This is a genomic window from Streptosporangium sp. NPDC000239 (genome assembly GCF_040300765.1).
Lineage (GTDB): Bacteria > Actinomycetota > Actinomycetes > Streptosporangiales > Streptosporangiaceae > Streptosporangium.
This window is the reverse complement of the sequence record NZ_JBEPEI010000016.1, coordinates 181,040-205,135: the sequence shown is the minus strand read 5'-3', so window position 1 is coordinate 205,135 and position 24,096 is coordinate 181,040. Positions and strand designations below refer to the sequence as shown.

Genomic DNA, 24,096 nt, shown 5'->3' with positions numbered 1-24,096 from the left:
ACCGGGGAGATCTGCATCAGCGGCCCCAGCCTCGCCCACGGCTACCTCAACCGGCCCGCCCTGACCGCCACCCACTTCCGCCCCAACCCCGGCCTAAAGCCAGATGAGAACCCGGGCGGCGTGACAGGTGAAAGCTCCACCAACCCAGACGAAACCGTGACGGCCTCAAAGACGGGCGACACCCCGGCCTCACCGACCGGCGAACGGCTCTATCACACCGGGGACCTGGCCACCTACACCCCCGACGGCCTCCTGCTCTTCCAACGCCGCACCGACACCCAACACAAGATCCGCGGCTACCGCATCGAACTCACCGAGATCGAAAACGTCCTGACCACCCACCCCCGCATCACCCACGCCGCCGTCACCACCCACCCCGACCCCACCGGAACCCTCCGCCTCACCGCCTACCTCACCCTCAAAAACACCAACACAAACACCGACGGAGACACAGACGGGGACGGGGGCGGGGAAACGCTCACCGCCACCGACATCCGCACCCACCTGGCCCCCCACCTGCCCGACTACATGATCCCCTCCACCTACCTGCCCCTGACCCACCTGCCCACCACCCACAACGGCAAGACCGACCGCAACGCCCTGCCCCCACCCCACACCCTCACCCCCCTACCGACCAGCGACGTCGTCGAGCAGCGAACCAGTCCCCTGCACGACACCCTCGTCGGCATCTGGAAAGAGGTCCTGGGGGTTCCCGCCGTGGTCTCGGCGGACAACTTCTTCACGCTGGGTGGGCATTCGCTGGCGGCCGTACGGTTGCTGTTCCTGGTGCGTGACCGGTTGAAGGTCGAGCTGACGCTCCGCGACCTGTACGACACCGAGGACTTCGCGGCCTTCGTCACCTGGGTCGGTGAGCGGCTCCCCGCGGGTACGGAACTCACGGCTCCCGACACGGCGGCGTCCCCCGATGAGCACTGAGCACAGGAGCGCGGCGGAGACCGGACGTCTTCCCCTGTCTCCCGCGCAGCACCGGCTCTGGTTCCTGCAGCAGTTCGACCCGGAATCGACGCAGTACAACGTGTGCCTGGGCTACGAGCTGCGCGGCGCCCTCGACGTCGAGGCCCTGCGGCGCGCGCTGACCGAGGTGGTCGCCAGGCACGACGCACTGCGCACGAGTTTCCCCGCCGAGCGGGGCCGTCCCGGGGCGCGGATCGATCCCCCCGGTGAGGTGCCGCTGCCGTACGTCGATCTGGCCGCCCAGGGTGGGGACGCCGCCGAGTTCGCCGCCGCGCAGGTGGCGCGGCCCTTCAACCTGGCCGCCGCCGCCCCGGTGCGGGCGAACCTGCTGAGACTGGGCGAACAGCGGCACATCCTGCTGCTGGAGATGCACCACATCGTGATCGACGCGTGGTCGGTGCAGATCGTCACGGCCGAGATCGGGGAGCTGTACGCGGCGTACGTGAAGGGCGAGGAGGTCGAGCTGCCCGTCCCGCAGGCCGGTTACGCCGACTACGCGGCCTGGCAGAGCGGCCTGCTGGGCGGTGAGTACCTGGAGCGGGAGTTCGCCCACTGGCGGGAACGGCTGCTCGGGGCACCCGCCGTGCTGCCTCTGCCGACGGACCGGCCGCGTTCGGTCTCGCAGACGTTCGCGGGCGGTGAGCTGCCGGACGCGGTGCCGCCGCCGCTGGCCGTACGGCTGCGCGGGCTGACCGGTGAACTGCGCAGCACGATGTTCGTCACCACCGTCACGGCCTTCATGATGCTGCTGGCCCGGTGGACCGGGGTGCACGACGTCGTCCTGGCCGTCCCCGTCGCGGGGCGGTCGCGGCCGGAGTTCCACGCGACCGTCGGGTTCTTCGTCAACACCGTCCCGTTGCGTGGCGACCTGTCGGGAGATCCGTCCTTCCGGCAGGCGGTGGCCCAGGTCGGATCGGCCACGCTCGACGCGCTCGAACACGACTCGCTCCCCTTCGACATGCTGGTCGACCACCTCGGCGTCCCGCGTGACCCCACGTGCAACCCACTGGTCCAGGTGGGGTTCCAGCTGCTGCGCACGCCGCACCGCGCACAGCCGGCCCGCTGGCACGACATCGAGGTCGAGGAGTGGGACGGGGTGCGTCAGCAGGTCACCAGACTCGACCTGGAGCTGCACGTGCTCGACACCGCGGCGGAGACCGTCGAGACGCTGCTGTGCTACCGCACCGATCTGTTCGACGGGAGTTCGGCCGAGAACCTCCTCGCCGGCTACCAGTCCTTGCTCGCCCAGGTCGTGGCCGATCCCGACCTGCCGCTTTCGAAGCTCGACGTCTCCCCGCGCCGCGTCACGAACGAGGGCACCCGGAGTGGAGCAGGCGCGGACACCACGGAGAACGGGGGAATGTGATGACGGCGCCGATGCTGGTGACCGACTGGTTCTGGGTGCCGGTGCCCAGACCGAACGCGGAGACCCGGCTGTTCTGCTTCCCGCACGCCGGCGGGGACGCGCCCGCCTTCGCCGATCTCGCCAGGGAACTGCCCCCCGAGATCGAGGTGTGGGCCGTACGGATGCCCGGCAGGGGCGGGCGGTTCACCGCGCCGCACGCCGCGGACGTGAACGAGCTGGTCGCCTGGGTGAGCGCGGCGATGCGGCCGTTCGCCACCGGGAGGTACGCCCTGCTGGGCCAGAGCATGGGCGCGCTCGTCGCCTACAACGTGGCCAGGGAGCTGTCGCCGGAGAACCCGCCCGTCGCGTGCGTGCTGGCCGCGCTGCTGCCGCCCCACCTGTGGAACGGCCCACCCGGGCCGACGGGGACGCAGGACGTGGTGACCTTCCTGACCTCCATCGACGACACGGTGACCGAGGTGCTCAACCACCCTGACCTGCGGGATCTCGTCCTTTCTGTCGTGAGCGCCGACCTCAACCTGTGCCAGGACTACCTGCACCGGTGGGAGCCGCTGCTCGACTGCCCGGTGCTCGGGCTGGTCGGCACCGACGACCCGACCGTGAGCGGCGAGGAGATGACGGGCTGGGCGCGCAGCACGACCGGGCCGTACAGCATGCGGGTCCTCGAAGGAGGCCACCTGGTGGTCCAGGCGGCCGGAGCCGTGCTGGCGCGGACGGTCGCCGACTTCCTGAGCACCTCGGCGGGTGTGGCATGAACCGCGCCGACGCCCCCGCCGTCATCACCGAGTCGGGCACGCTGACCTACCGAGGACTTGAGCGGCGGGCCGCGCAGTACAGCGCGGCGCTGGTCCGCGCCGGGCTGCGGCCCGGTGACGTGCTGGTGATCACCGTTCCCGACGGCCCCGACGCGGTCGCGGCGCTGCTGGCCGCCCGCCGGGCGCGCACCCCGTTCGCCTGGCTGACGGCCGACCAGCCGCTTGAGCGGCAGATGGCGATCGTGGCCGACTCCTCCCCGGTCGCCGTGCTCGCCCCCGCGGGCGCCGACCCCTTCCCCACGGCGCTCGTGCAGGTGGAGGGGGACGAGGCCACGGTCGTACGGCGGGCGACGGGTGAGGCGAGGCGGACGTCCGTACCGCAGGACACCGAGTACGTCGTCTACACCTCGGGCTCCACCGGCACTCCCAAGGGCATCGTGCAGCGCACCGGCAACCTCGACCAGCTCACCCGCTGGCTCTCGACCGAACTCGACACGCGTCAGGGCGCGCGGATGCTCCAGTGGGCCAGGCTCGCCTACGACGCCGCCTACGTCGAGATCATGACGGCGGTGCACGGCGGGGCCGCGCTGGTCATCCCGCCGGGGGAGGTCAAGGGCGACCCGGCCAGGATCCACCGGTGGATCGTCGAACACGAGGTGACGCACCTGCAGACCGTGCCGAGCCTGTGCCGTCACCTGCTGGACGCCGCGGCGGGATCGGCGCCGGTCGGCAGCGTGCGGACGCTGAGCCTGTTCGGCGAGTCGCTGCACGCCGAGCTCGTGCTGGCCGCCCGCGACGCCTTCCCCAAGGCGGCCGTGCACAACTTCTACGGGCCGACCGAGTGCATCCTCGCCACCTCGCAGCAGGTGCCGCAGGACGCCGTCGATCCGATCCCGCTGGGCAGGCCCATCCCCGGACGGGAGATCCTGCTGACCGACGAGGACGGACGGCCGGTGCCGGACGGGGAGATCGGGGAGATCCGCGTCCGCAGCGGGTTCCTCGCCCACGGCTACCTCAACCGGCCCGAGGAGACACGCCAGGTCTTCCTGCCCGAACAGACCTACCGCACCGGTGACCTGGCCCGCCGTACGGCCGACGGAGGGCTGGTCTTCTCGGGAAGGATCGACGACCAGGTCAAGATCAGGGGCGCGCGGGTCGAGCTGGGGGAGATCGAGGCGGCGCTCTACCGCGACCCGGCGGTCGCCCAGGCCGCCGTCAGGACCTACGGCGACAGCCCGGAGACGCTGCGCCCGGCCGCGTACGTCCAGCCGCGTCCCGACGCGGTGATCGACGTCGCCGCGCTGCACCGGCGGCTGACCAGGTCGCTGCCCACATACATGATCCCGGCGGCGTACGTCGTGCTCGACGAGATGCCGCTGACCTCGACAGGCAAGATCGACCGGCTGCGGCTGCCCACCCCGGACGCCCCCGACGCCCGTGACCGGGGTGTCGAACCGGTCGCGTTCAGCACCGAGACGGAACGCGTGCTCGGGGAGATCTGGTGCCAGGTCATCGGCTGCGAGCAGGTGGGACCGGACGACGACTTCTTCACCGTCGGCGGCTACTCGCTGCTCGCGCCGCAGGTCACGGCAGAGGTGCTGGAGCGGTTCGAGGTCGGGCTGCCGGTACGGGCCGTGTTCGACCACCCGACCCTGCGGGAACTGGCCGCCCGCGTCGATCACGAACTCGCCGGAAACCCGGCCGAGTCAGCAGAGCCGGACCAGACAGCGGAAAGGAATCCCAATGCTGCTGGACACCTATGACCTCACCGACGCCGGATTCTGGGCCAGGGACGACGCGTACACGATCCTCGACGAGATCCGGGGTGAAGGCGCGGTCCAGCGGCACGAGTCGGGCCAGGAGGGCCCCCTGTGGGCGGTGCTCACCCACCGGGAGTCGCTCGCGGTCCTCGGCGACGCCAAGACCTACAGCTCACAGGGCGGTTCGCTGCTGGGCACCGGGTACGGTCCCCCCGCCGGGGCCGGGCGGATGATGGCGCTGAGCGACCCGCCGAAGCACCGCGCCTACCGTGACCCGGTCATGCCGTTCTTCTCCGCCAGGCGCGCCAACGGCCTTGAGGAGCGCATCCGCGACCTGACCGAGGGCGTCATCGAACGGCTGCTGGTCAGGGAGAAGATCGACTTCGTCAAGGACATCGGGGCGGTCGTCCCGCTCACCGTGATGTGCGACCTCATGGGCATCCCGGACGAGGACCGCGACGAGATCGTGGCGATGTGCGACCAGGCGTTCCTCGGCCGCAACCCGGCGGAACGGCGTGCCGCGCACCAGCGGCTGCTGCCGTACCTGCTGCAGCTCGCGATGGAGCGCAAGGCCGCCCCGGGGGACGACGTCATCAGCGCGCTCGCCGCCGACCTCGAACTCGACGAGGTCGTGCTGAACTGCGACAACATCATCGTGGGCGGCATCCAGACCGTACGGCACACGGCCGCGATGGCGATGCTCTCCCTGGTGCGCAACACCGACGCCTGGCGGGAACTGGACGGCAAGGCCGACCCGAAGCTCGCCACCGAGGAGCTGCTGCGGTGGACCTCCGTCGGGCTGCACGTTCTGCGCACGGCCAAGACGGACACCGAGCTGGCCGGGCAGCGGATCAAGGCGGGTGACCGGGTCGTGGTGTGGACGCCGGGGGCCAACCGGGACACCGCCGTCTTCGACGAACCGCACCGCCTCGACCTCAACCGGCACCCCAACCGGCACATCGCCTTCGGCTGGGGCGAGCACTACTGCATCGGCGGGCCGCTGGCCAGGACCGAGCTGCGGGTGCTGTTCACGGAGCTGTCCAGGCTGGTGGCGGAGGTCGAACCGCTCGGCGAACCCGAGTACAACTCCTCCATCATCAACTTCGGGCTGGACTCCTTCCCGGTCCGCCTGCACCGCAGGTGACGTCGTGTGGCAACCGGGCGCCCAGGTGGCGCGGGCACGTGGCGTCCAGGCCCTTCGCTCCCTCGGCGGGGCGCTGCGCGAGGTGGGGTTCACCGAGGAGGCGACGGTCGCCGCCCTGTCCGCCGAGGACCCGACGGACCTGCTGAGCAACACGGCCTTCTACGCCGTCTGCTCCGCAGAGCGGGTCCCCGAGCTGCTGACGAGCCCGGCGGGCGTCATGGCGCAGCTCTTCGTGCGCAACGGCGAGGTGCCCGGGGACGTCTACACGACGGTGGTGCCCACCGCGTTGCGCGGGCTGCTCGCGGCGCTCGAACTGGTCGTGGAGCGGGGCGGGACGGTGACGTCGGAGGTCTCCGTCTCGCCCTGCCGTTCCATGTATCTGCTGTCCGACCAGCTGTTCAGGGGCGACGCCTCGGTCACCATGGCCGCCCGGTCCACGCTGGTCATGCCGCCGCACGCGTCGAGTTTCGAACTGCTGGACAACCTCGGTCCCGTCGACGGCAGGCTCCTGGACGTCGGGTGCGGCTGCGGGATCCTGGCCCTGGCGTTGCGGGAGGGCTGTTCCTCGGTCGTCGGTGTCGACCTCAATCCGAGGGCGGTCGCGTACTCCCAGGTGAACGCCCTGGTCAACGGGCTCGACGTGGGCCCGCAGGAGAAGGCCGACTTCCTGGCCGCGGACCTGCGCTCCGGGCTGGCGGTCGGTGACCTGGCCGACCACCTGGTGTTCAACAGCCCGACCGGTCCCAACCACCACGCCGAGGCCGAGGTCGGCTGGATGAGCGCCGAGCACGCCCTCGGGTTCGTGGCCGCCGCGATGCCCGGCGTGCTCCGCCCGGGGGGTACGGCCCGCGTGCTGCTGATCGTCGAGGTGCCCGAGGACAGTCCCTCGGTGCCGGAGCTGGTGCGGGGCTGGCTGCCGGAGGAACAGGACGTCCAGGTGGCCGAGCTGCGCCGTTCCCCGCTGGCGATCTCCGCCGCCGCCGTCACCAGGGGCAGACTCGACCCCGGCTGTCTCATGGCCGACGGCGCCGCAGGGGCCGCCCGGCTGGTCGAGCACCTGCGTGAGCGTCGTGTCCGTGAGGTGGTCCCGGCCCTGGTGACGCTCACCCTGCCCGGCTGAGGGGGTTGTCCCTACCGTACGGCCACGTGCTGCCAGGATTTTCCCGACAAAAGCGGATAAATAGCCTTATTCAGTATTAATTCCCACTGAAGGGCTGGCCCTTTTGTTTGGCATGCAATCATCCCGCCGGGTGGCGTCGCGTCTCGCCATCGTCGTCGTCGCCGGTACGGCCTGCCTCGCCGCCACGGCCGGCAGCGCCGGAGCGATCATCAACGGCAAGGACTCCACCGAGTCCTACCCGTTCATGGCGTCCGTCCCGATCTCCGCCCCCGCCCAGGGCCTCAAGGACGGCCAGTGCGGAGCGGCGCTGATCCACCCGCGGTGGGTGGTGACCGCGGCCCACTGCCTCAACACGGAGATCGGCTCCATCCCGGCGGGAACCGTCCGGGTCGGCAGCGAGAACCGCACCTCGGGAGGCACCGTCCGCGCCATCTCGAAGAAGGTGGTCCACCCCGGGTTCCGGCAGAACCTCAAGGGCGGCCCCAACCGCGACGACATCGCCCTGATCCGCCTGGACCGCCCGGTCACCCAGGAACCCGTCAGGATCGCCGAACAGCCCGGCCGCCCCGGCACCCCGACCAGGATCATCGGCTTCGGCACCACCGTGTTCAGCAAGAACCCGGCCGAGTGGAAGATGGCCGAACGGCTCCAGGAACTCGACACCCGCAGGGGCGCCGTCTCCGAGTGCGGCCCCGGCTACGCCTCGGGCAGGCGCCTGTGCACGGTCAGCCGGGTGCGCGACGCCATGGCCTGCAACGGCGACTCCGGCTCACCGCAGATCCGGCGGGGCCGTACCGGCCGCTGGGAGCTCATCGGCGTCACCTCGGGGCCCGGCGCCGCCAGCCCGTCCTGCGCGGAGGGCCCCGGCCTCTACGCCAACGTCCCCGCCTACGCGGACTGGATCAGCAGGACCATCAAGAAGTACGGCTGACGCCCGGAGCCGTGGGGAAGGCCGTCCTCGGCCGGTCGTGGGAGTCCGGCCCACGCCCGGTCAGGCGGTGACTCGTCAGGCGGTGACTCGTCAGGCGGCGACGAGCTTGGGGGCCCTGCGCAGGAGCACGGCCCCCGAAAGGGCCAGGACCGCGCAGCAGACACCCAGCAGGACGCGGTAGTCGACCGACGCGATGAGCGCGGCGCCGAGCGCGATGGAGAGCGTCTGCGGCCCGACCGTGGCCAGGTCGGCCGCCGCGGCCACCCTGCCCAGGACCTGCTGCGGCGTCGAACGCTGCCACGCCGTGGTGTAGCCGACCACCAGCCAGGGCACCCCGCAGCCGATCAACGCGAACCCCGCGACGACCACCGGCAGGCTCGTCGTGGTCAGCAGCGCCGTACCGACGGCGACCGTCAGCAGGCCCGCGCCGACCGACCTGGCCTCGCCGTACCTGCGGATCAGCGCGGCGACGACCAGGCCGCCGCAGATGCCGCCCGCGCCCTGGACCGACATCAGCACGCCGAAGAACGAGGCGGGGCGCCCCAGGCCGTACTCGATGACCGCGAAGTCGACCGTGTCCAGCAACCCGACCACCGCGAAGCTCGCGGCGACGGCGACCGTGGTGAAGGCCACCAGGGGAGTGCTCGCGATCTGCCGGAACCCCGCCATGATCTCCCGCCGGAACGGCTCGCGCTCCTGGGGAGGGGTCGGGGCGGACTCCTCGACGCGCAGGGTGAGCAGGATGACGACCGCGACGGCGAAGGTGATCGAGTCGAGTACGGCGAGCATGGGGCCGCCGACCGCGGTGTAGACGGCGGCTCCGGCCAGCGGGCTGAACAGCCGGATGCCCTCGCCGACCGTCCGGATGGCGGCGTTCGCGCCCGCGAGGTCCTCACCGGAGAGGATCTCCTTGACCAGCCCCACCTGGGCCGGGCGCAACAGGATGAAGGAGAGGCCGTACCCGAGGGCGACCGCGTAGATGATCCACAGATCGGCCACCGTGTGCACCCGCAGCAGGGCGAGCACGCCGAGGCCGGCGACGATGTTGACCCCGATGAGCAGAGGCTTGCGGCGTAATCGGTCGACGATGTGGCCCGCGAACGGGGTGAGGACCACCGGCAGGGCCAGACAGAGGAAGACCACTCCCGCCGCCGCGTTCTGGCCCGTCAGATCCTTGGCCCAGATGCCCAGCGACAGGTAGAGCGCGCTGTCGCCGAAGGTGCTGAGCGACTGACCGGCCAGGAGCCTGCGGAAGCGTGAGTCGCCCAGCGCGCTCATGCCTGGGTCGCCGCGTCGTCGGCCGGCTCCGGGTAGTGTTCGGCGCTGCTGGCCATGAACAGTCTCACCGGGCGCGCCCCCTCGGGCCGCAGCTCGGCCTTCTCGACCCGGTCGAGGTATCCCATGACCATCGACCTGAGGAACTCCCTGAACTCCGACAACTCCGTCGGGGTCATCCAGAGCGTGGCGCCCAGGACCAGGCTCGCGTTCTTCCACTCCTCGGGCTCTGATTCCATGCGCCCACGCCAGGCACGCAGGCGCGCGAACTCTTTTTCGAGGAACACCTCCGCGAGGGCGTTCCCCGTCGGGGTGGTCTCCGCCGTGGACGCGATCGACTGGACGGGCTTGGCCAGCCGCCACGGCTTCTCCCTGGTATGGGAGGGAGCCCGTTCGATGAAGCCGTACTCGGCGAGGGTGCGCAGATGGAACGAGCAGCTCGCGACGCTCTCTCCGATCACCTCCGCGCACCGTGTCGCGGTGGCCGTGCCCAGCACTCCGAGAGCTTCGAGCAACGCGAGCCTGATGGGATGTGCCAGAGCACGCAGTGCGCGTGGATCGGTGATGGCGGGGTGCTCGTCCATGGCGCCATTATGATGAGACAAGAACCCTTTCGCAAGAATTCTTTAGAATGCGTGAACGGTTGACGCGCCGTCACCTGGCCGTCATGAGAGTGACTGTCGTGTGACAGTCGGTCGACCTGTCGTGACCTGCGGTCCGGTGCGGGACTCATGCCCGATCGGTCTGATGACGGATCGGGCGAACCATCCCAGGGGTCTCATACGTCTCACCTTCCATGAAGATCCTGACAACCTGTACCCTCGCTGTTGTCATGGCGACTGTCATGACCCCCGCCCTCGCGTTCGCGTCCTCATCCGCCTCCGCGGGGGCGATTCCGCCGGGGTTCCTGCTGTACGAGAAGGCCGCGGAGCAGAAGAGCGTGAACGGTATGTGGTCGGTCAGCCAGGCCAAGGACGCCAAGCTCGCGGTGAACCCCTGCTACGTCGGCTCACCCGCCGCCGCGGGCAGGATCGCGGCCCGTACGGTCACCTACGTCGCGGTCTCCGACCAGCGCTCCGAGCAGGTCATCCTCTACCAGTCGGCGAAGGCCGCCTCCCAGGCCCTGGCCGACGTGCGCAAGGCCCTGGTCCGCTGCTCCGCCATCCAGACGTCACAGACGGCCTACCGGTACTCCGGCAGCCCCCTGGCCCTCGGCGACGAGGGGCTGGCCGTGACCGGACAGCTCTACCAGGGCAACAAGGCCAAGGTCGGCGGCGAACGGGTGGTCCTCACCCGCCGCGGTAACGCGCTGGTCGTCTACGCCCGATCCGGGGAGTGGGGAGCCCCCGACAAGACAGACTTCGCACACCAGACGAAGGACGCCCAGACAATGCTCGCCAAGATCTGCCAGGTGGCCAGGTGCTCATGACCCCGACCCCCTGAGGCCGAGGCGACCTCAGGGGCACGATCGCGCCGGGCGTCGCGGTGACGACGCCCGGCGCTTCACGTCAGACCTTCGCTCAGGACTCCGTGTGGGCCCCGACGTACGCCGCCAGGTGCTCCCCGGTGAGGGTGGAGCGGGCGGCGACCAGCTCGGCGGGCGTGCCCTGGAAGACGATCCGGCCGCCGTCGTGACCGGCACCGGGACCGAGGTCGATGATCCAGTCGGCGTGCGCCATCACGGCCTGGTGGTGCTCGATGACGATGACCGACTTGCCGGACTCGACGAGCCGGTCGAGCAGACCGAGCAACTGCTCCACGTCGGCGAGGTGCAGACCGGTCGTCGGCTCGTCGAGGACGTAGACGCCGCCCTTCTCCGCCATGTGGGTGGCCAGCTTGAGGCGCTGCCGTTCGCCGCCGGACAGCGTGGTGAGCGGCTGACCCAGGCTGATGTAGCCGAGCCCGACGTCGACGAGCCGCTTGAGGATGGCGTGCGCGGCGGGAGTGCGCGCCTCACCCGAGCCGAAGAACTTCTCGGCCTCGCTCACCGACATCGCGAGCACCTGGCTGATGTCCCGCCCGCCGAAGTGGTGGTCGAGCACCGACGCCTGGAAGCGCTTGCCCTCGCACTCCTCACAGACGGTCGCCACCCCGGCCACCATCGCCAGGTCGGTGTAGATGACACCGGCGCCGTTGCAGTTGGGGCAGGCGCCCTCGGAGTTGGCGCTGAACAGCGCGGGCTTGACGCCGTTGGCCTTGGCGAACGCCTTGCGGATCGGGTCGAGCAGCCCGGTGTAGGTGGCCGGGTTGCTCCGCCGCGACCCCCGGATCGCGCCCTGGTCGATCGAGACCACGCCCGCGCCCGCCGGGATCGACCCGTGCACCAGCGAACTCTTGCCCGACCCGGCGACACCGGTGACCACGACGAGCACCCCGAGCGGGATGTCCACGTCCACCTCGCGCAGGTTGTGCGAGGTGGCGCCCCGGATCTCCAGGGCACCCTTCGGCGTGCGCACCTTCTCCTTGAGGGCGGCGCGGTCGTCGAGGTGGCGGCCGGTGAGGGTGCCGCTGGCCCGCAGCTCCTCCACGGTGCCCTCGAAGCAGACGGTGCCGCCCGCCGTACCGGCGCCGGGGCCGAGGTCCACGACGTGGTCGGCGATCGCGATCGCCTCCGGCTTGTGCTCGACGACGAGCACGGTGTTGCCCTTGTCGCGCAGCCGCAGCAGCAGGCCGTTCATCCGCTGGATGTCGTGGGGGTGCAGACCGGTCGTCGGCTCGTCGAAGACGTAGGTGACGTCGGTCAGCGAGGAGCCGAGGTGACGGATCATCTTGGTGCGCTGCGCCTCACCGCCCGACAGCGTGCCCGAGGGCCGGTCGAGGGAGAGGTAGCCGAGCCCGATCTCCACGAACGAGTCGAGGGTCTGCTGCAACGTGGCCAGCAGCGGCGCGACCGAGGGCTCGTCGATGCCGCGTACCCACTTGGCCAGGTCGCTGATCTGCATCGCGCAGGCGTCGGCGATGTTGACGCCGTTGATCCGCGAGGAACGGGCGGCCTCGTTGAGCCGGGTGCCCCCGCACTCGGGGCAGGCGGTGAAGGTGACCGCCCGGTCGACGAACGCCCGGATGTGCGGCTGCAACGCCTCCTTGTCCTTGGCCAGGAACGACTTCTGGACCCTGAGGACCAGACCCTCGTAGGTGAGGTTCATGCTCTCGACCTTCACCTTGGTCTGCTCGCGGTACAGGAAGTCGTGCAGCTCGGTCTCGCTGTAGTCGCGGATGGGCTTGTCCGGGTCCATGAAGCCGGAGGAGGTGAAGACCCGCACCAGCCAGCCGTCCGGGGTGTAGCCGGGGATGGTGATCGCGCCCTCGTTGAGCGACTTGCTCGCGTCGAAGAGCTGGGTCAGGTCGATGTCGGTCACCTTGCCCATGCCCTCACAGCGAGGACAGGCACCGGCGGGCAGGTTGAAGCTGTAGTGGAACGACGGCCCGGCGCTCGGCTCACCCAGCCTGCTGAAGACGATCCGCAGCATCGCGTTGGCGTCGGTCGCGGTGCCGACGGTGGAACGGGAGTTGGCGCCCATCCGCTCCTGGTCGACGATGATCGCCGTGGTCAGCCCTTCGAGGAGGTCGACCTCGGGCCGGGCCAGCGTGGGCATGAAGCCCTGAACGAAGGCGCTGTAGGTCTCGTTGATCAACCGCTGGGACTCCGCGGCGATCGTGCCGAACACCAGCGAGCTCTTGCCCGAGCCGGAGACGCCGGTGAACACCGTCAGCCGCCGCTTGGGGATCTCGACGCTGACGTCCTTGAGGTTGTTCTCCCGCGCACCCTGCACGCGGATCAGGTCATGACTGTCGGCGGTGTGTGATGCGGGCGACTGCGTGTCCGTTCTGATGGCCTTGCTCAACTTCTCTCCATCCGTCTGGGAACCGCTTTCGCGGTCTTCCGTCGGCGTCGCCTGGGTTGTCGGGGATCTCCACCACAGCCGGAACCATCCGGATGGACACGCCACAAGACGAAGCTCACGGCGGTTGTTGGGCGCGTCCGCGGGATTCACGCGACGTTCGCGGTCCACGCGGGGTGAGGTGACAACGCCACAGGGCGCCGTCCGAACGATCATGGCAAGGGGGGAGAGACCCGGAAACAGACCCTAGCCCGATCTGGAGGGCTTCGAGCACAATGCGAGCTTCTTTCCCCGGGGTTTTCGCACAAATTTTCCCACGGCCCGGGTCTCGTCCCTTCGATGGGCGTGCTCGTGGCCACTGGCGGGTTGGGGGCGTTGTGGACCCTTCAGGGTGATGAGCGACCTGACCGACGTGCTCCTGGACCAGGAGGCCACCGCGTTGCGAACCCTTCAGGGTGATGAGCGACAACACATCACCGACCTGCTGCTCCTGGCCAGCATGGTGTTGCGAACCCTTCAGGGTGATGAGCGACCCGAGGGTAAAGCCCCAGGTCAGGCCGGGTGCTGTGGAAGCGGGACACGCTGGTTCTGCAGCAGTCCGGCGGTAATGCAGCGGTGCAGGTCAGAGCGTTGATCATCTTGAGGCCTGATCGGATCTACCAGGGCTTCCGTAGCGTACCTCCACGGAACGGGAAACAACGATCCTCCCCGTCCGGATCCGGTGGCGAAACTCAGTGCCAGGTTCCGTTGACGAGTTTCACGTCGGTGAAGCTGCCTTCTGCCACGCGGCGGGGTACCTCCTGCCATTCGCGAATCACCCGGCGTCTGCCGTCGGGGATGTGCGGCCAGTTGGTACGGGTGACGGGTTGCCCGGCGTAAACGGGGTCCCAGGTGATGACGTGAAAGGCGCCGATATCGGGGACGAAGGTTTTCAGGATGTGGATCGCGCGGCGGTGGTACCACTTGCAGATGGCCGTGACGGTCAGTTCGCGTTCCAGCGCCTCGCGGAGGAACGGCAGCGCGAATTCGATGTTCTGCCAGGTGTTGGCGGACCGGTCCTCGTAGCGGATGACGTCGTCGGGGACGCCGCGTTCGAGGAGGAAACGGTGGAACATGGCCGCCTCGACGATGCCGTTGTGGCGGTTGACGCCGCCCGTCAAGATGATCATCGGGGCGAGCCCACGGTGGTACCGCTCGGCCGCGATCTCAGCCGGTCGGATCTGATTGGTGCCGAAGATGAGATGGGCGGTTGGTTCGTCGGATGGCGGGGTCGCGGTATCGACGAACGCGGTGATGGCGGAGATTTGCTCGTGATCGATGTCGTCGGTCATACATGGTCCTCAGCCGGGCCGCCGGTCACTTCCAGATAGCGGGCATGATAATCCGCGGTCTGGCGTGCATCCTTGAAGTCGGTTCGCAGAGTCTTGTCGAGCTTTCCTGCCAACACCATCGTTGGCCATGCCGGGCGGCTGCTGGCCAGGGCGGTCTGGCCGGCGGCGACGGCCTCGTCCAGCCGCCCAAGGCCAGCGTGAGCGAGTCCCAGGATGAGCAGGGAACGCGCGTAGCCGGAGGGGTGTTCTCCGCGTTGCCGCACCTCTGACGGGTAGACGGTCTGGATCACCCTGTTGGTGGTCGTCACGGCTTCGCTGAAGCGGTCCACCAGTAGCAGTGACGTCGCGGTGTACGGAGGATCCTCCGTCAAGGCGATGGAGAACACCCCCATGGTCGGAGCATCAACGGGAAGTCTCGTTATCGCTTTGGCGCTGTGGCGTCTGGCATGTGTCATGCGATTGGCATCGCCAGCCATCGCCGCCGCACGCATTTCCTGCGAGGCGAGCTTCGCGTGAACGACCGTACCAATGGACGTGGTTCTTTGCCCTTGTGCGGCCAGTGCCGCCGACTGATGCGGCTGCCCTTGGTAAAACGCGATCATGGCTTTCGTGAGAATGGCCCACCCCGCCAGCTCCGGATGTCCCACTTCCTGACTGCGGCGTTCGGCGTCGGAACACCAAACCCGAGCCGTGGCATGCTCTCCCATGTCGCATGCCGCCACAGCGAGCAGATGGGACAACCAGCCAACGGCGAGGGCGAGGTCGGCACGACGTGGCGCGGGGCCGGTACGGTCGAGAACGTCACTCGCGTATGACCGGACCATGAACAACTCGTCGTAGACGTCGGCCGGTGGAAGGGCGTAGAGCGTCAACGCGTAGTGTTCGACGAGGTCACCGATGCCCTCTGCGACACCACCGGGACGATCGTTGGCGATCACACCAAGTGCCTGTATGACGCGGTTGTTTTGGCCTTGGTGCAGGATCGGCAAGCCGGACAGCGTGATCCCCTGCCTCAGGAAAGTTCGGCGCAGCAACTCACTCTCCTGTCCCAAGTCGTTACTCGGGCCAGCATACGAAGCGGCCGAGCGTTTTTTGGAGGGCGCTCTCTCCAGGATGTCCAGATCTACGCCAAGGACTTCCGCGAGGGCGGGAAGCCATGCGTCCGGCCTGACGCGGCCTTGTTCCCATCTACCGACCTCGTGCCGGGTGAGGGTGCAGGTGCCGGTGTGCGCGCACAGCCTTTCCGCCTCCTCCGCCTGCGTCATTCTGGCGGCGTTTCGGAGGTATTTCAACAGGTCCGGAAGCGGCAGATCGGGTATTTCCACCAGGGGATCCTTTTCGGTCAGCGTGTGGGCACGCTGTGGGCACGCGCGAGTGCCCCTCCATAGTGCCGTCAAATGGCAGATGCTGCTTGAGCCCGGCAACAAGTGAACGCGAACGGCAGAAGTCTCAGAGCGTTCAGGCGCCAAATGACCCATTTGGCGTAGTAAAAGCCGGGTGGGCACTTCCTCAAAAAGAGTCCCAAAACGACCTTCCCAAGACCGCCCCGGCGGCCCTCAGGGAGGTCGCCGCGTCGAAAACGCCCCCTGGGGCCACCTCACCCAAGGAGTCCGCTGTGTTCCCCATCGGTACGCCCATGGCCGACGCTCTGCGTCGGAAGGTCAGTGAGGGTTTCTACGACCCCAAGGCGCCGCAGTTGCGTCGGCTTCAGGGGTTGCTCACCCGGTCGCGGGTGGAGGTGGTGTTCCGGTGTGACGACGGGGCTCCGTTGCTGGAGGTGCCCTCGATGGAGTTCGTGATCTGGACCGACCTTCGGGAGCGGGACTTCTACTGGAAGTACCGGAACGAGCGGGCTCATCAGGTCCCGGTCGCGCAGGTGGAGGAGGCGGCCCGTCGGATCGTCGAGCACCTGGCCCGTCTCCCGGCCCCCAGCACGAAGGGCACCGCCCCGGCTGAGGAGGTGTCCTCGTGATCGGGCGGCATCGTGATGGGCGGCCGTACAGCCTGGTGTATCGGCGGGTGTGGGACGGCCCGGCCCGTGCGGAGGCCGAGGTGCTGGGGCGGGCCTGGCCGGGGTGGACGGTGCTCTACAGCCTGGGGACGCGCCGGTTCTACGGGTTGTGTTCGTGGCCCTCCCCGCAGCCGGTAATCGTCAGCGACACCACCTCCGAGGGGTTGGAGCGGCGGATGCGTGAGGCCGAGACGCTCCTGACCCTGCGGATGCCGACCGCTGAGGGGCGGCGACCGGCCGGGAGACGACGGTTGCGGTCGGCGAGGAGGGCGGCATGATGTCTCTCGCCGGATCGCCGCGTCAAGCCTCCGGTGACGCACATCCCAGTTGCGACAGTTTGCAGCGGGCTCATCCGGACTGGCTGGTCTTCCACAGTTCGCATTCCGGCCTGTGGAGCGCCTACCGAGGTGTTCTGCCCGGCAGGCCGTACGCCGGGGAGGTGTTGTTGGTGCGGGCCGGGTCCGCCGAAGAGCTGGATCGCAAGCTGGCCGCTCAGGTGTTCCCGGTGGTGCCGCCGAGTATCCAGGCCGTCGCCGTCGCTCGGGCCTTGCAGGCCCGAGCCGCCCACGCCCTCCAGACCGCTCGCATCTCCCGGGCCGTTCACGTCGTCGGGCCGGGTCGGTCCACGGCGTTGCGCAGACTGCTGCGCTCCTAGAAGCCGGTACGGCGGGCGGTGGGACGTCATCCCACCCGCCGCTTCGCCGTACCCATGAACGTGCGGCTCAGGTAGGAGGGACCTGAGCCGCACCCCTCGCGAGACGGCTCCCACACACGCCGAGCGTGCTGGGGAAGGAGGGAGCCGTCTGGCGCACCGGCCCTGAGCGTGTGGGGCCGGTCCTCCTCCAGGGTGCCCGGTCCGTGCTCCCCGGCTCGGGGCCGGGCACCCGCTTCACGAAAGGCCCCGAACTCCGGGCTTCGTGGCCAGAACGAAGCCCTCGGAAACCCCCGGCCCGAGCGAAGCGTGTTCCCGCCCGCCCTCCGAACCAGGACGACCATGACCGAGTACGAACGCCGGTTCATCGGCCTGCTCGTCAGCACCCACCCCGCCTGGCAGTACGAACAACGGCACCTGCCCGGCCTCCCCAGGTGGTGGGCCATCCACTACGAGCCGCTCCGCCCCGACCAGCGCAGGGCCGGGGCCCGCGACGTGCTCGGCCGTACGACCCTCCACCGGCTGGCCCGCACGCTCGCCCGGCACGACGAGATCCTCCACCGCAGCCGCTACTGACCCCCTACGGAGCCTCCATGTCCCCACTCAAGGCCGTCGCCCCGGACGGCACCTTCACCACCGGTCCAGACACCACCGAACGGCTTCTCACGCCCGGCGAGGTCGCCCGGATCTTCGGCGTGGACCCCAAGACCGTCAACCGGTGGGCGTTGACCGGGCGCATCCCCTCGGTAAGAACCCCCAGCAAGCAACGCCGCTACCGCGAGAGCGACATCAATGCCCTGCTGAACCCCACCTGATCACCGAATCCGCCGCACATGCCCGTTCAAGACCCGATGCGAAAGGGATGTCAATGACCGTTCCACAGCACGCCAATGCGACCGGCCTGCGGTTCCTGTGGCTGGAGTTGACCGGAAAGTGCCAGCTGGAATGCGTCCAGTGTTACGCGTCCAGCTCGCCGACCGGGACGGATGGCACCATGACCATCCTCGACTGGAAGGGAGTCATCGACCAGGCCGCTGCTCTCGGTACCCGCCAGGTCCAGTTCATCGGGGGTGAGCCGACCCTCCACAAAGCGCTACCTGGCCTGATCGGTCACGCCTTGGCCGCCAAAATTGAGGTCGAGGTCTACAGCAACCTCGTGCACATACCGGAGTCTCTGTGGGACACGCTCTCCCAGCCGGGTGTCCGGCTCGCCACGTCCTTCTACAGCGACGATGCCCGTGAGCACATGCTGATCACCGGCCGTAACACGTTGGCCCGAACCCAGGACAACATCACCACGGCGTTGGACCGGGGGATCCCGTTGCGGGCCGGCATGGTTCGTGTGCTGGACGGCCAGCGCCTCGACGAGGGGCAGGAACTGCTACAGCGGTTGGGCGTGACGCAGATCGGGATCGACCGGATGCGGCTGCTGGGCCGCCCTTCCCGTGGTGCCCCGGACCTTACTGAGTTGTGCGGTGCATGCGGCCGTGGGTCGGCTGCGGTGCTGCCGGACGGCAGTCTCACCCCGTGCCCCATGGCGCGGAACATGCGCGGTGGAAACGTGCTGACCACGCCGCTGGTCGACATTCTGACCGGCGTCACCTGGGCGCAGGCTCTGACTCTGGTGCCCGATCCTCGAATGGGAGAGGAGTGCGAGCCGGAAAAGAACAGTTGCCGCCCCACCAAGCAGGACGGCAGGGACTGTCCGCCTTCGGAGAAACCGGCTTGCTCTCCACGCTTCTGCAACCCGGACTTCACCCCGCCCGGTAAGAAGTGACCATGAACTGGCAACCTCGTGCCGCCTGGCTCGCCGCCGCTGCCGTCCCTCGTGGGTCGCAGTGGCGGGTGCCGGTCGCCACCACGCCCCGGCATCTGTTCGTGCCGCGCTGGTGGGACACGCCCGCCGGAACCTACAGCCGCACTTGGGATCTGCACGACGGTCCGGGGGACGCAGAGACGTGGATGGACACGGTCTACGACGACCAGACGGTCGTCACCCAGGTCGCCGGGGTCCACGCCGACCACGCGGAAGCAGGGACGGTGATCAAGGGGCAGCCCACGTCGTCGTCCACGCTGCCAGGCCTGGTCGTGCGGATGTTCCACCATGCCGAGGTCTACGAGGGGGCGGACGTGCTCGATGTCGCCACCGGTTCGGGATACAGCGCCGCCCTGCTGGCCGGGCATCTCGGCGATGACCGGGTGACGAGCGTGGACGTGGACCCCTACCTTGTCGAGGCCGCCGCCGTACGGCTGGACACCGTCGGCCTGCGCCCGAAGGTTCTCGCCGTCGACGCGACCGGGCCGCTGCCGGGCGAGTACGACTGCATCGTCTCCATGGTGTCGGTACGGCCCATCCCGGCCTCCTGGCTGGCGGCGTTGCGGCCCGGTGGGCGGTTCGCCGCGGTCATCGCGAACACCTCGCTCATCATCACCGCGGGCAAAAGCGACGATGGCGGTGCCGAAGGCCGCATCGAGTGGGACCGCGCCATGTTCATGCCGACCCGCTCCGGCGGAGACTATCCGCCGGGGGCACGCGGCCTGTTCGACACCGTGTGGGACGCCGAGGGCGAGGAGGTCACCCGGGGCCGGTACCCGGTGCTGGACGTCGCCTACAACTGGGACCTGCCCACCATGCTGGAGGTCGTCTGTCCCGGTATCGAACACCACTACATGGAGGGCGACGACGGGGTGCGCACGGCCCGGATGGTCCACGCCGACGGGTCATGGGCCCGAGCCGCCGCCCGGTCGGACGAGCCGCCCACCGTCCACCAGGGCGGCCCTCGCCGCCTGTGGGACAGGCTCGACGAGGTCCGGCACTACTGGCTACAGCACGGCGAACTACCGCTGCGCGGCGCCCACGCCCACATCACCCCGGACGGGACGATCCATCTGCGACGCGGCAGGTGGACGGCCACCATCGGATGACCTCCGGGTACGGCCTCGCCGTACCCGGGTCAGGCCAGCCAGTGGCCGTCGCGCATCAGGTCGCGGTCTCGGAGTTCCTCGACCTCGCGCCAGGCCTGGATGTGGCGCGGTGAGACGCGGAACCAGCGGTACGGCCCGGCCGACTCGCGCGGGTCGAAGCCGGTGCGCTTGGCGAAGCGGTCTCCCTGTTCCGGGGACAGCGCGTCCATCTCAAGGACCTCGACCGTGCCCTCGATCATGGTCACGTCGCGGGTGTGGCCGAGCCCGAGCCTGACGGTCCGGGTGGCGGCCAGGTTCCTGCCGGTCGGGCTGTTGAGCGGGGTGGACAGCAGCAGCGCCTCGCCGTCCCAGTCGAAGGACAGCGGCACCATGTACGGCACGCCGTCCGCCGAGGCGCTGGCCACCCAGAGGTCGACGTCGTGGGCGAGCCGGTGCTCGGCGTCATGACGTCGCTGGACGCGGGAGCGGGGTGCGTCGTTCATGGCCGGTGTGTCGCTCACTTGTCCTGGAGGAGGCCGAGGACGTTGCCGTCGAGGTCGGTGAAGGTGGCCACCAGACGGCCGCCGCCGACGTCGTGCGCGGCCTCCTTCACGGTGGCTCCGGCGGCGGTCACCTCGGCCAGCTTCGCCTCGATGTCGGCCACGTGCCAGTAGGCCACCGGAGCGTCCGGGCTCTGCGGTCCGGAGGGCACCAGCCCGATGTGCTGGCCCTCGACGTCGAAGCCGACGTAGTAGGGGGAGTCGGCCTGCGGCTCCACTCCGAGCAGGGCGGTGTAGACGGCCTTGGCCGCCGCCAGGTCGGAGACGGGGTGCAGCACGGTCCTGATGCCCTGGTGGGAAGAGTCAGCCATGGTCGCTCCTGGATCAAATGCGTATATCTGGTGATGTGTCGGGAGTAAATCCCCGTTCACGATGACCACGCTATCTGTGTCCCACGCCCCGGCGCTTCTCCGATTCTGACCGGGCCCTGAAGCACCCCGGAATCAGCGGTGGCCCGCGTCCCTGACCAGTAGGGCGGCCTGGACGCGGTTGGAGCAGTTGAGCTTGGTCAGGATCCGGCTCACGTAGGTTTTGACGGACGCCTCGCTCATCGCCAGCCCACGGCCGATCTCGGCGTTCGACATGCCCTCGGCCAGCAGCCGCAGGACCTCGTCCTCACGGGGGGTCAGCGCGCCGAGCAGTTCGGCGGCCTCCCTTCTGCGGTCCACCTCGGCGGGGGTGACCATGCCCAGGACCAGCCGGGTCACCGGGGGAGACAGGTAGGCGTCGCCGCCGTGCGCGGCCCTGACGGCGCGGATCAGCTCGTCCGGCGCGCAGCTCTTGAGCACGAACCCGGCCGCGCCGCCCCGCAGCGCCCGCACCACGTTCGGCTCGGTGCCGAACGACGTCAGCACCAGCGTCCGCAGTGCGGGCACCAGCCCGCGCAGCTCCTCGATCGCGCTCAGGCCGTCGAGCACCGGCATGTTGACGTCGACCAACGCGACGTCCACGCGGTGCCCGAGCGCCGCCTCGACGGCGGCCCTGCCGTTCGCCGCCTCGGCCACGACCTCGATGTCGGCCGCCGACTCCAGCACCGTGCGGATGCCCGCCGTGATCAGCGGTTCGTCGTCGGCCACCAGGACCCTGATCACCGGACCACCCCCAGCAGCAGGCTCGCGGGCAGCGTCACGAACATCAGGACCGCGACGGCGGCGCCGAGGGCGACCGTACGGACCCGTCCCACGGCGGGCAGGTCGTCCACCACGAGGTCGTCCTCCAGCGGCGTGACGGGGAGCATCGCGAAGAGCCGGAAGCCGTCGTCGGACAGCCGGTGGTCCAGGACCCCACCGGCGGGCCGTACCCGCTCGGCGAGCCCCGCGAGACCGTGGCCCCCGCTCCCAGAACCCGGGACATCACCCCTACCGGCCTCGGCCCCGACCTCGGGACCCAAAGCTCCGAGATCCGAGGCCCCGGCCCCGGTCTCGGAACCCTCGCTCCCAAGACCCGAGACCCCGGGACCCGAGAGACCGTCCCACCCGACCTCGACTCCGGCTCGCGTCTCATCCCCGGCCCCGGTCTCCGGCCGTTCCGGCAGGGGGTTGACGACCGTGAGCAGCAGGGCGTCCGACTCCCAGTCGACGTTCACGGTGATCGGCTGGCGCGGGGCGTGTTTGGCCGCGTTGGTCAGCCCCTCCTCGACCACCCGGTAGGCGGCCTGTCCCGCCGCGAAGGACAGCGGACGCGGCCGCCCCCGTTCCCGCAGCGTCACCGGGACGCCCGCCCGGCGGAACTCCTCGGTCACGGTGCCGATCGCCTCGACCGCCGGAGACCTGGACGGCTCCTCCTCGCCGCGTAGCGCCCCGACCAGGTCGTGCAGCTCGTGCATGGCGGCCCGCGCGGACTCGGCCAGCTGCCCGACGGCCTGCCGGTGCCGTACGGGCAACGCGGAGACCTCAAGGGCGGCGGCCTGTACGGAGACCAGGCTGAGCCGGTGGCCGAGGGAGTCGTGCATGTCCCTGGCGATCCGCAGGCGTTCGCGCAGCCGTTCCTGTTCGGCCAGGAGGTCCCGCCGCAGCCGCAGTTGCCGGTTGCTCTGGTCGAGGGCCGCGACCAGCCGCCGGTGCTGTGCGAGATAGAGGCCGACGAGCAGCGGCAGCGCCACGAACACGAGGTAGGTGGACAGCAGGGTGCCGACCGCCTGCGGGGTCAACGGCCCCGCCGCGAGCCGTACGGCGAGGCCACCCGCGCCGGCACCGGCGACCACCGCCACGCCGGAGCGGGAGAGGACCTCCTGCCCGGCCTGGTAGGCGCTCCACAGCAGCAGGATGTAGGAGCCGCCGCTCAGCGAGGCGAGCGCCAGGGCCGCGACGAAGGCGGCGACCGGGCTCCGCGTGCGCAGCACGACCACCAGCACCGTCGCCAGGGCGTACGCCACGACGGCCCAGGACCGGTGCGCGGAGAGGAACAGCACGGTGTCCACGACGACCACGGCGGCGGCGATGAGGTGTCGGCCCATGCCCAGCAGGCTATGCGTGGTCGTGCGCGACTTTCGTCGTCGGGACCGGAGACTTTCGAGGACTGTGCGTGACCTGCCCCGTTCCTAGCCTGAACGGGTGATCGAAGTACGGAATCTCACGAAACGACACCGGGGCAGGGCGGTCGTCGACGACCTGTCCTTCACGGTCGAACCCGGTCACGTGACCGGATTCCTGGGCCGCAACGGCGCGGGCAAGAGCACCACGATGAGGCTGATGCTGGGCCTCGACCACCCCTGCGCGGGACGGGTCCTCTTCGACGGTGTGCCGTACCGGCGGCTTCCCGAGCCGCTGCGGCGGGTGGGGGTCATGCTGTCGCCGCCGGCCGTGCACCCGGGCCGCACCGCCTTCGACCACCTGCTGTGGCTGGCCAGGACCAACCGCGTCCCCCGGGGGCGGGTCGGGGAGGTCCTGGAGACGGTCGGGCTCATCGGCGCGGCGCGTCAGCGGGCGGGCTCCCTCTCCCTCGGCATGACCCAGCGGCTCGGCATCGCCGCCGCCCTGCTCGGTGACCCTCCGGTGCTGCTGCTGGACGAACCGGTCAACGGGCTGGACCCCGAGGGGGTCCTGTGGATCAGGGGCATGCTGAGGACCCTGGCCGCGGAGGGCAGGACGGTCTTCTTCTCCAGCCACCTGATGGGGGAGACGGCCCTGACCGCCGAACGTCTGGTGGTCATCGGCGGGGGCCGGTTGCTCGCCGACACGACCGTGCGGCGGTTCGTCGAGGACAACGCCCGCTCCCACGTACGGCTGCGCACCCCGGAGCCGGGGCGGATGCGCGAGGCGCTGGCCATGGCCGGGATACAGGTGGGGGCGGCGGAGGACGGCTCTCTTGAGGTCCACGGCGTCGAGGCCGCCAGGCTCGGCGAGCTGGCCGCCGCCAACGGCGTGACGTTGCACGAGGTCAGCACGCAGTCGCCCTCCCTTGAGGAGGCCTTCATGAGGCTCACCGGTGCCGAAGCCGGTGCCCGAACCGAAGCCGGGCGGCGGTGAGTG

25 protein-coding genes are annotated in these 24,096 nt (G+C 69.7%); 16 read left to right on the top strand and 9 right to left on the bottom strand.

Going from position 1 to position 24,096, the window contains the following annotated elements; translation table 11 throughout:
* From ABT340_RS31690 to ABT340_RS31660, 7 genes are all read left to right on the top strand, one after another.
* On the top strand, positions 1-936 hold a 936-nt coding region (locus ABT340_RS31690; RefSeq protein ID WP_352014537.1), incomplete at its 5' end, for a non-ribosomal peptide synthetase.
* Positions 926-2,341, top strand: coding sequence for a condensation domain-containing protein (locus ABT340_RS31685; RefSeq protein WP_352014536.1), 1,416 nt, complete (start codon positions 926-928; stop codon positions 2,339-2,341). The genes ABT340_RS31690 and ABT340_RS31685, both read left to right, overlap by 11 nt.
* A complete protein-coding gene (locus tag ABT340_RS31680) occupies positions 2,341-3,096 on the top strand; it encodes a thioesterase II family protein (RefSeq protein ID WP_352014535.1) in 756 nt (251 codons plus the stop codon). Before ABT340_RS31685 ends, ABT340_RS31680 begins: the two co-directional genes overlap by 1 nt.
* A complete protein-coding gene (locus tag ABT340_RS31675; protein ID WP_352014534.1) occupies positions 3,093-4,859 on the top strand; it encodes a non-ribosomal peptide synthetase in 1,767 nt (588 codons plus the stop codon). Before ABT340_RS31680 ends, ABT340_RS31675 begins: the two co-directional genes overlap by 4 nt.
* Complete coding sequence (locus tag ABT340_RS31670) at positions 4,840-6,000, top strand: cytochrome P450 (protein ID WP_352014533.1); 1,161 nt, start codon at positions 4,840-4,842, stop codon at positions 5,998-6,000. The genes ABT340_RS31675 and ABT340_RS31670 overlap by 20 nt, the downstream gene beginning before the upstream one ends.
* A 4-nt stretch (positions 6,001-6,004) precedes the next feature.
* On the top strand, positions 6,005-7,120 hold the full coding sequence (locus ABT340_RS31665; protein ID WP_352014532.1) for a 50S ribosomal protein L11 methyltransferase: 1,116 nt from the start codon (positions 6,005-6,007) through the stop codon (positions 7,118-7,120).
* A gap of 130 nt (positions 7,121-7,250) precedes the next feature.
* A complete protein-coding gene (locus ABT340_RS31660; protein WP_352014531.1) occupies positions 7,251-8,051 on the top strand; it encodes a S1 family peptidase in 801 nt (266 codons plus the stop codon).
* A gap of 90 nt (positions 8,052-8,141) precedes the next feature.
* Here the strand turns inward: ABT340_RS31660 and ABT340_RS31655 are convergent, their stop codons facing one another.
* A complete protein-coding gene (locus ABT340_RS31655) occupies positions 8,142-9,329 on the bottom strand; it encodes an MFS transporter (protein ID WP_352014530.1) in 1,188 nt (395 codons plus the stop codon).
* Positions 9,326-9,910: an ArsR/SmtB family transcription factor gene (locus ABT340_RS31650; protein ID WP_352014529.1), complete on the bottom strand. Its 585-nt coding sequence runs from the start codon at positions 9,908-9,910 to the stop codon at positions 9,326-9,328. Before ABT340_RS31650 ends, ABT340_RS31655 begins: the two co-directional genes overlap by 4 nt.
* A gap of 248 nt (positions 9,911-10,158) precedes the next feature.
* Here ABT340_RS31650 and ABT340_RS31645 point away from each other — a divergent pair, with 248 nt between their 5' ends.
* On the top strand, positions 10,159-10,755 hold the full coding sequence (locus ABT340_RS31645) for a hypothetical protein (RefSeq protein WP_352014528.1): 597 nt from the start codon (positions 10,159-10,161) through the stop codon (positions 10,753-10,755).
* Positions 10,756-10,846: 91 nt separating this feature from the next.
* Here ABT340_RS31645 and ABT340_RS31640 read toward each other — a convergent pair whose 3' ends face one another.
* The 3 genes from ABT340_RS31640 to ABT340_RS31630 form a co-directional block, all read right to left on the bottom strand.
* Positions 10,847-13,171: an ATP-binding cassette domain-containing protein gene (locus ABT340_RS31640; protein WP_352014527.1), complete on the bottom strand. Its 2,325-nt coding sequence runs from the start codon at positions 13,169-13,171 to the stop codon at positions 10,847-10,849.
* 728 nt (positions 13,172-13,899) lie between these two features.
* The gene (locus ABT340_RS31635; protein WP_352014526.1) at positions 13,900-14,499 is read right to left on the bottom strand and encodes a YdcF family protein; all 600 of its coding nucleotides are present in this window, start codon (positions 14,497-14,499) and stop codon (positions 13,900-13,902) included.
* On the bottom strand, positions 14,496-15,824 hold the full coding sequence (locus tag ABT340_RS31630; protein WP_352014525.1) for a helix-turn-helix domain-containing protein: 1,329 nt from the start codon (positions 15,822-15,824) through the stop codon (positions 14,496-14,498). The genes ABT340_RS31635 and ABT340_RS31630 overlap by 4 nt, the downstream gene beginning before the upstream one ends.
* 290 nt (positions 15,825-16,114) lie before the next feature.
* Between ABT340_RS31630 and ABT340_RS31625 the strand changes: the two genes are divergently transcribed.
* From ABT340_RS31625 to ABT340_RS31595, 7 genes are all read left to right on the top strand, one after another.
* Entirely contained in the window at positions 16,115-16,471 is a 357-nt protein-coding gene (locus tag ABT340_RS31625; RefSeq protein ID WP_352014524.1) for a hypothetical protein, read from the top strand.
* On the top strand, positions 16,468-16,788 hold the full coding sequence (locus ABT340_RS31620) for a hypothetical protein (RefSeq protein ID WP_352014523.1): 321 nt from the start codon (positions 16,468-16,470) through the stop codon (positions 16,786-16,788). The genes ABT340_RS31625 and ABT340_RS31620 overlap by 4 nt, the downstream gene beginning before the upstream one ends.
* On the top strand, positions 16,785-17,165 hold the full coding sequence (locus ABT340_RS31615) for a hypothetical protein (RefSeq protein WP_352014522.1): 381 nt from the start codon (positions 16,785-16,787) through the stop codon (positions 17,163-17,165). The genes ABT340_RS31620 and ABT340_RS31615 overlap by 4 nt, the downstream gene beginning before the upstream one ends.
* Before the next feature lie 339 nt (positions 17,166-17,504).
* On the top strand, positions 17,505-17,738 hold the full coding sequence (locus ABT340_RS31610) for a hypothetical protein (RefSeq protein WP_352014521.1): 234 nt from the start codon (positions 17,505-17,507) through the stop codon (positions 17,736-17,738).
* Positions 17,739-17,755: 17 nt separating this feature from the next.
* A complete protein-coding gene (locus tag ABT340_RS31605) occupies positions 17,756-17,977 on the top strand; it encodes a BldC family transcriptional regulator (protein ID WP_352014520.1) in 222 nt (73 codons plus the stop codon).
* 47 nt (positions 17,978-18,024) lie between these two features.
* Positions 18,025-18,939, top strand: a complete 915-nt coding sequence (locus tag ABT340_RS31600) for a radical SAM/SPASM domain-containing protein (protein ID WP_352014519.1) — start codon at positions 18,025-18,027, stop codon at positions 18,937-18,939.
* A 2-nt stretch (positions 18,940-18,941) separates the two neighbouring features.
* Positions 18,942-20,087, top strand: coding sequence for a methyltransferase domain-containing protein (locus ABT340_RS31595; RefSeq protein ID WP_352014518.1), 1,146 nt, complete (start codon positions 18,942-18,944; stop codon positions 20,085-20,087).
* 29 nt (positions 20,088-20,116) lie between these two features.
* Here the strand turns inward: ABT340_RS31595 and ABT340_RS31590 are convergent, their stop codons facing one another.
* The 4 genes from ABT340_RS31590 to ABT340_RS31575 all read right to left on the bottom strand — a co-directional run bounded on the left by ABT340_RS31590 (position 20,117) and on the right by ABT340_RS31575 (position 23,081).
* Positions 20,117-20,569: a pyridoxamine 5'-phosphate oxidase family protein gene (locus ABT340_RS31590; RefSeq protein ID WP_352014517.1), complete on the bottom strand. Its 453-nt coding sequence runs from the start codon at positions 20,567-20,569 to the stop codon at positions 20,117-20,119.
* A 14-nt stretch (positions 20,570-20,583) separates the two neighbouring features.
* Complete coding sequence (locus ABT340_RS31585; protein ID WP_352014516.1) at positions 20,584-20,937, bottom strand: VOC family protein; 354 nt, start codon at positions 20,935-20,937, stop codon at positions 20,584-20,586.
* Between the two features lie 132 nt (positions 20,938-21,069).
* The gene (locus ABT340_RS31580) at positions 21,070-21,717 is read right to left on the bottom strand and encodes a response regulator (RefSeq protein WP_352014515.1); all 648 of its coding nucleotides are present in this window, start codon (positions 21,715-21,717) and stop codon (positions 21,070-21,072) included.
* Positions 21,714-23,081 (bottom strand): sensor histidine kinase, encoded by a 1,368-nt coding sequence (locus ABT340_RS31575; protein WP_352014514.1) that lies wholly within the window; start codon positions 23,079-23,081, stop codon positions 21,714-21,716. The genes ABT340_RS31580 and ABT340_RS31575 overlap by 4 nt, the downstream gene beginning before the upstream one ends.
* 97 nt (positions 23,082-23,178) lie before the next feature.
* On the opposite strand from ABT340_RS31575, the gene ABT340_RS31570 reads away from it, so the two are divergent.
* The gene (locus ABT340_RS31570) at positions 23,179-24,093 is read left to right on the top strand and encodes an ATP-binding cassette domain-containing protein (protein ID WP_352014513.1); all 915 of its coding nucleotides are present in this window, start codon (positions 23,179-23,181) and stop codon (positions 24,091-24,093) included.
* Positions 24,094-24,096 lie beyond the last annotated feature (3 nt).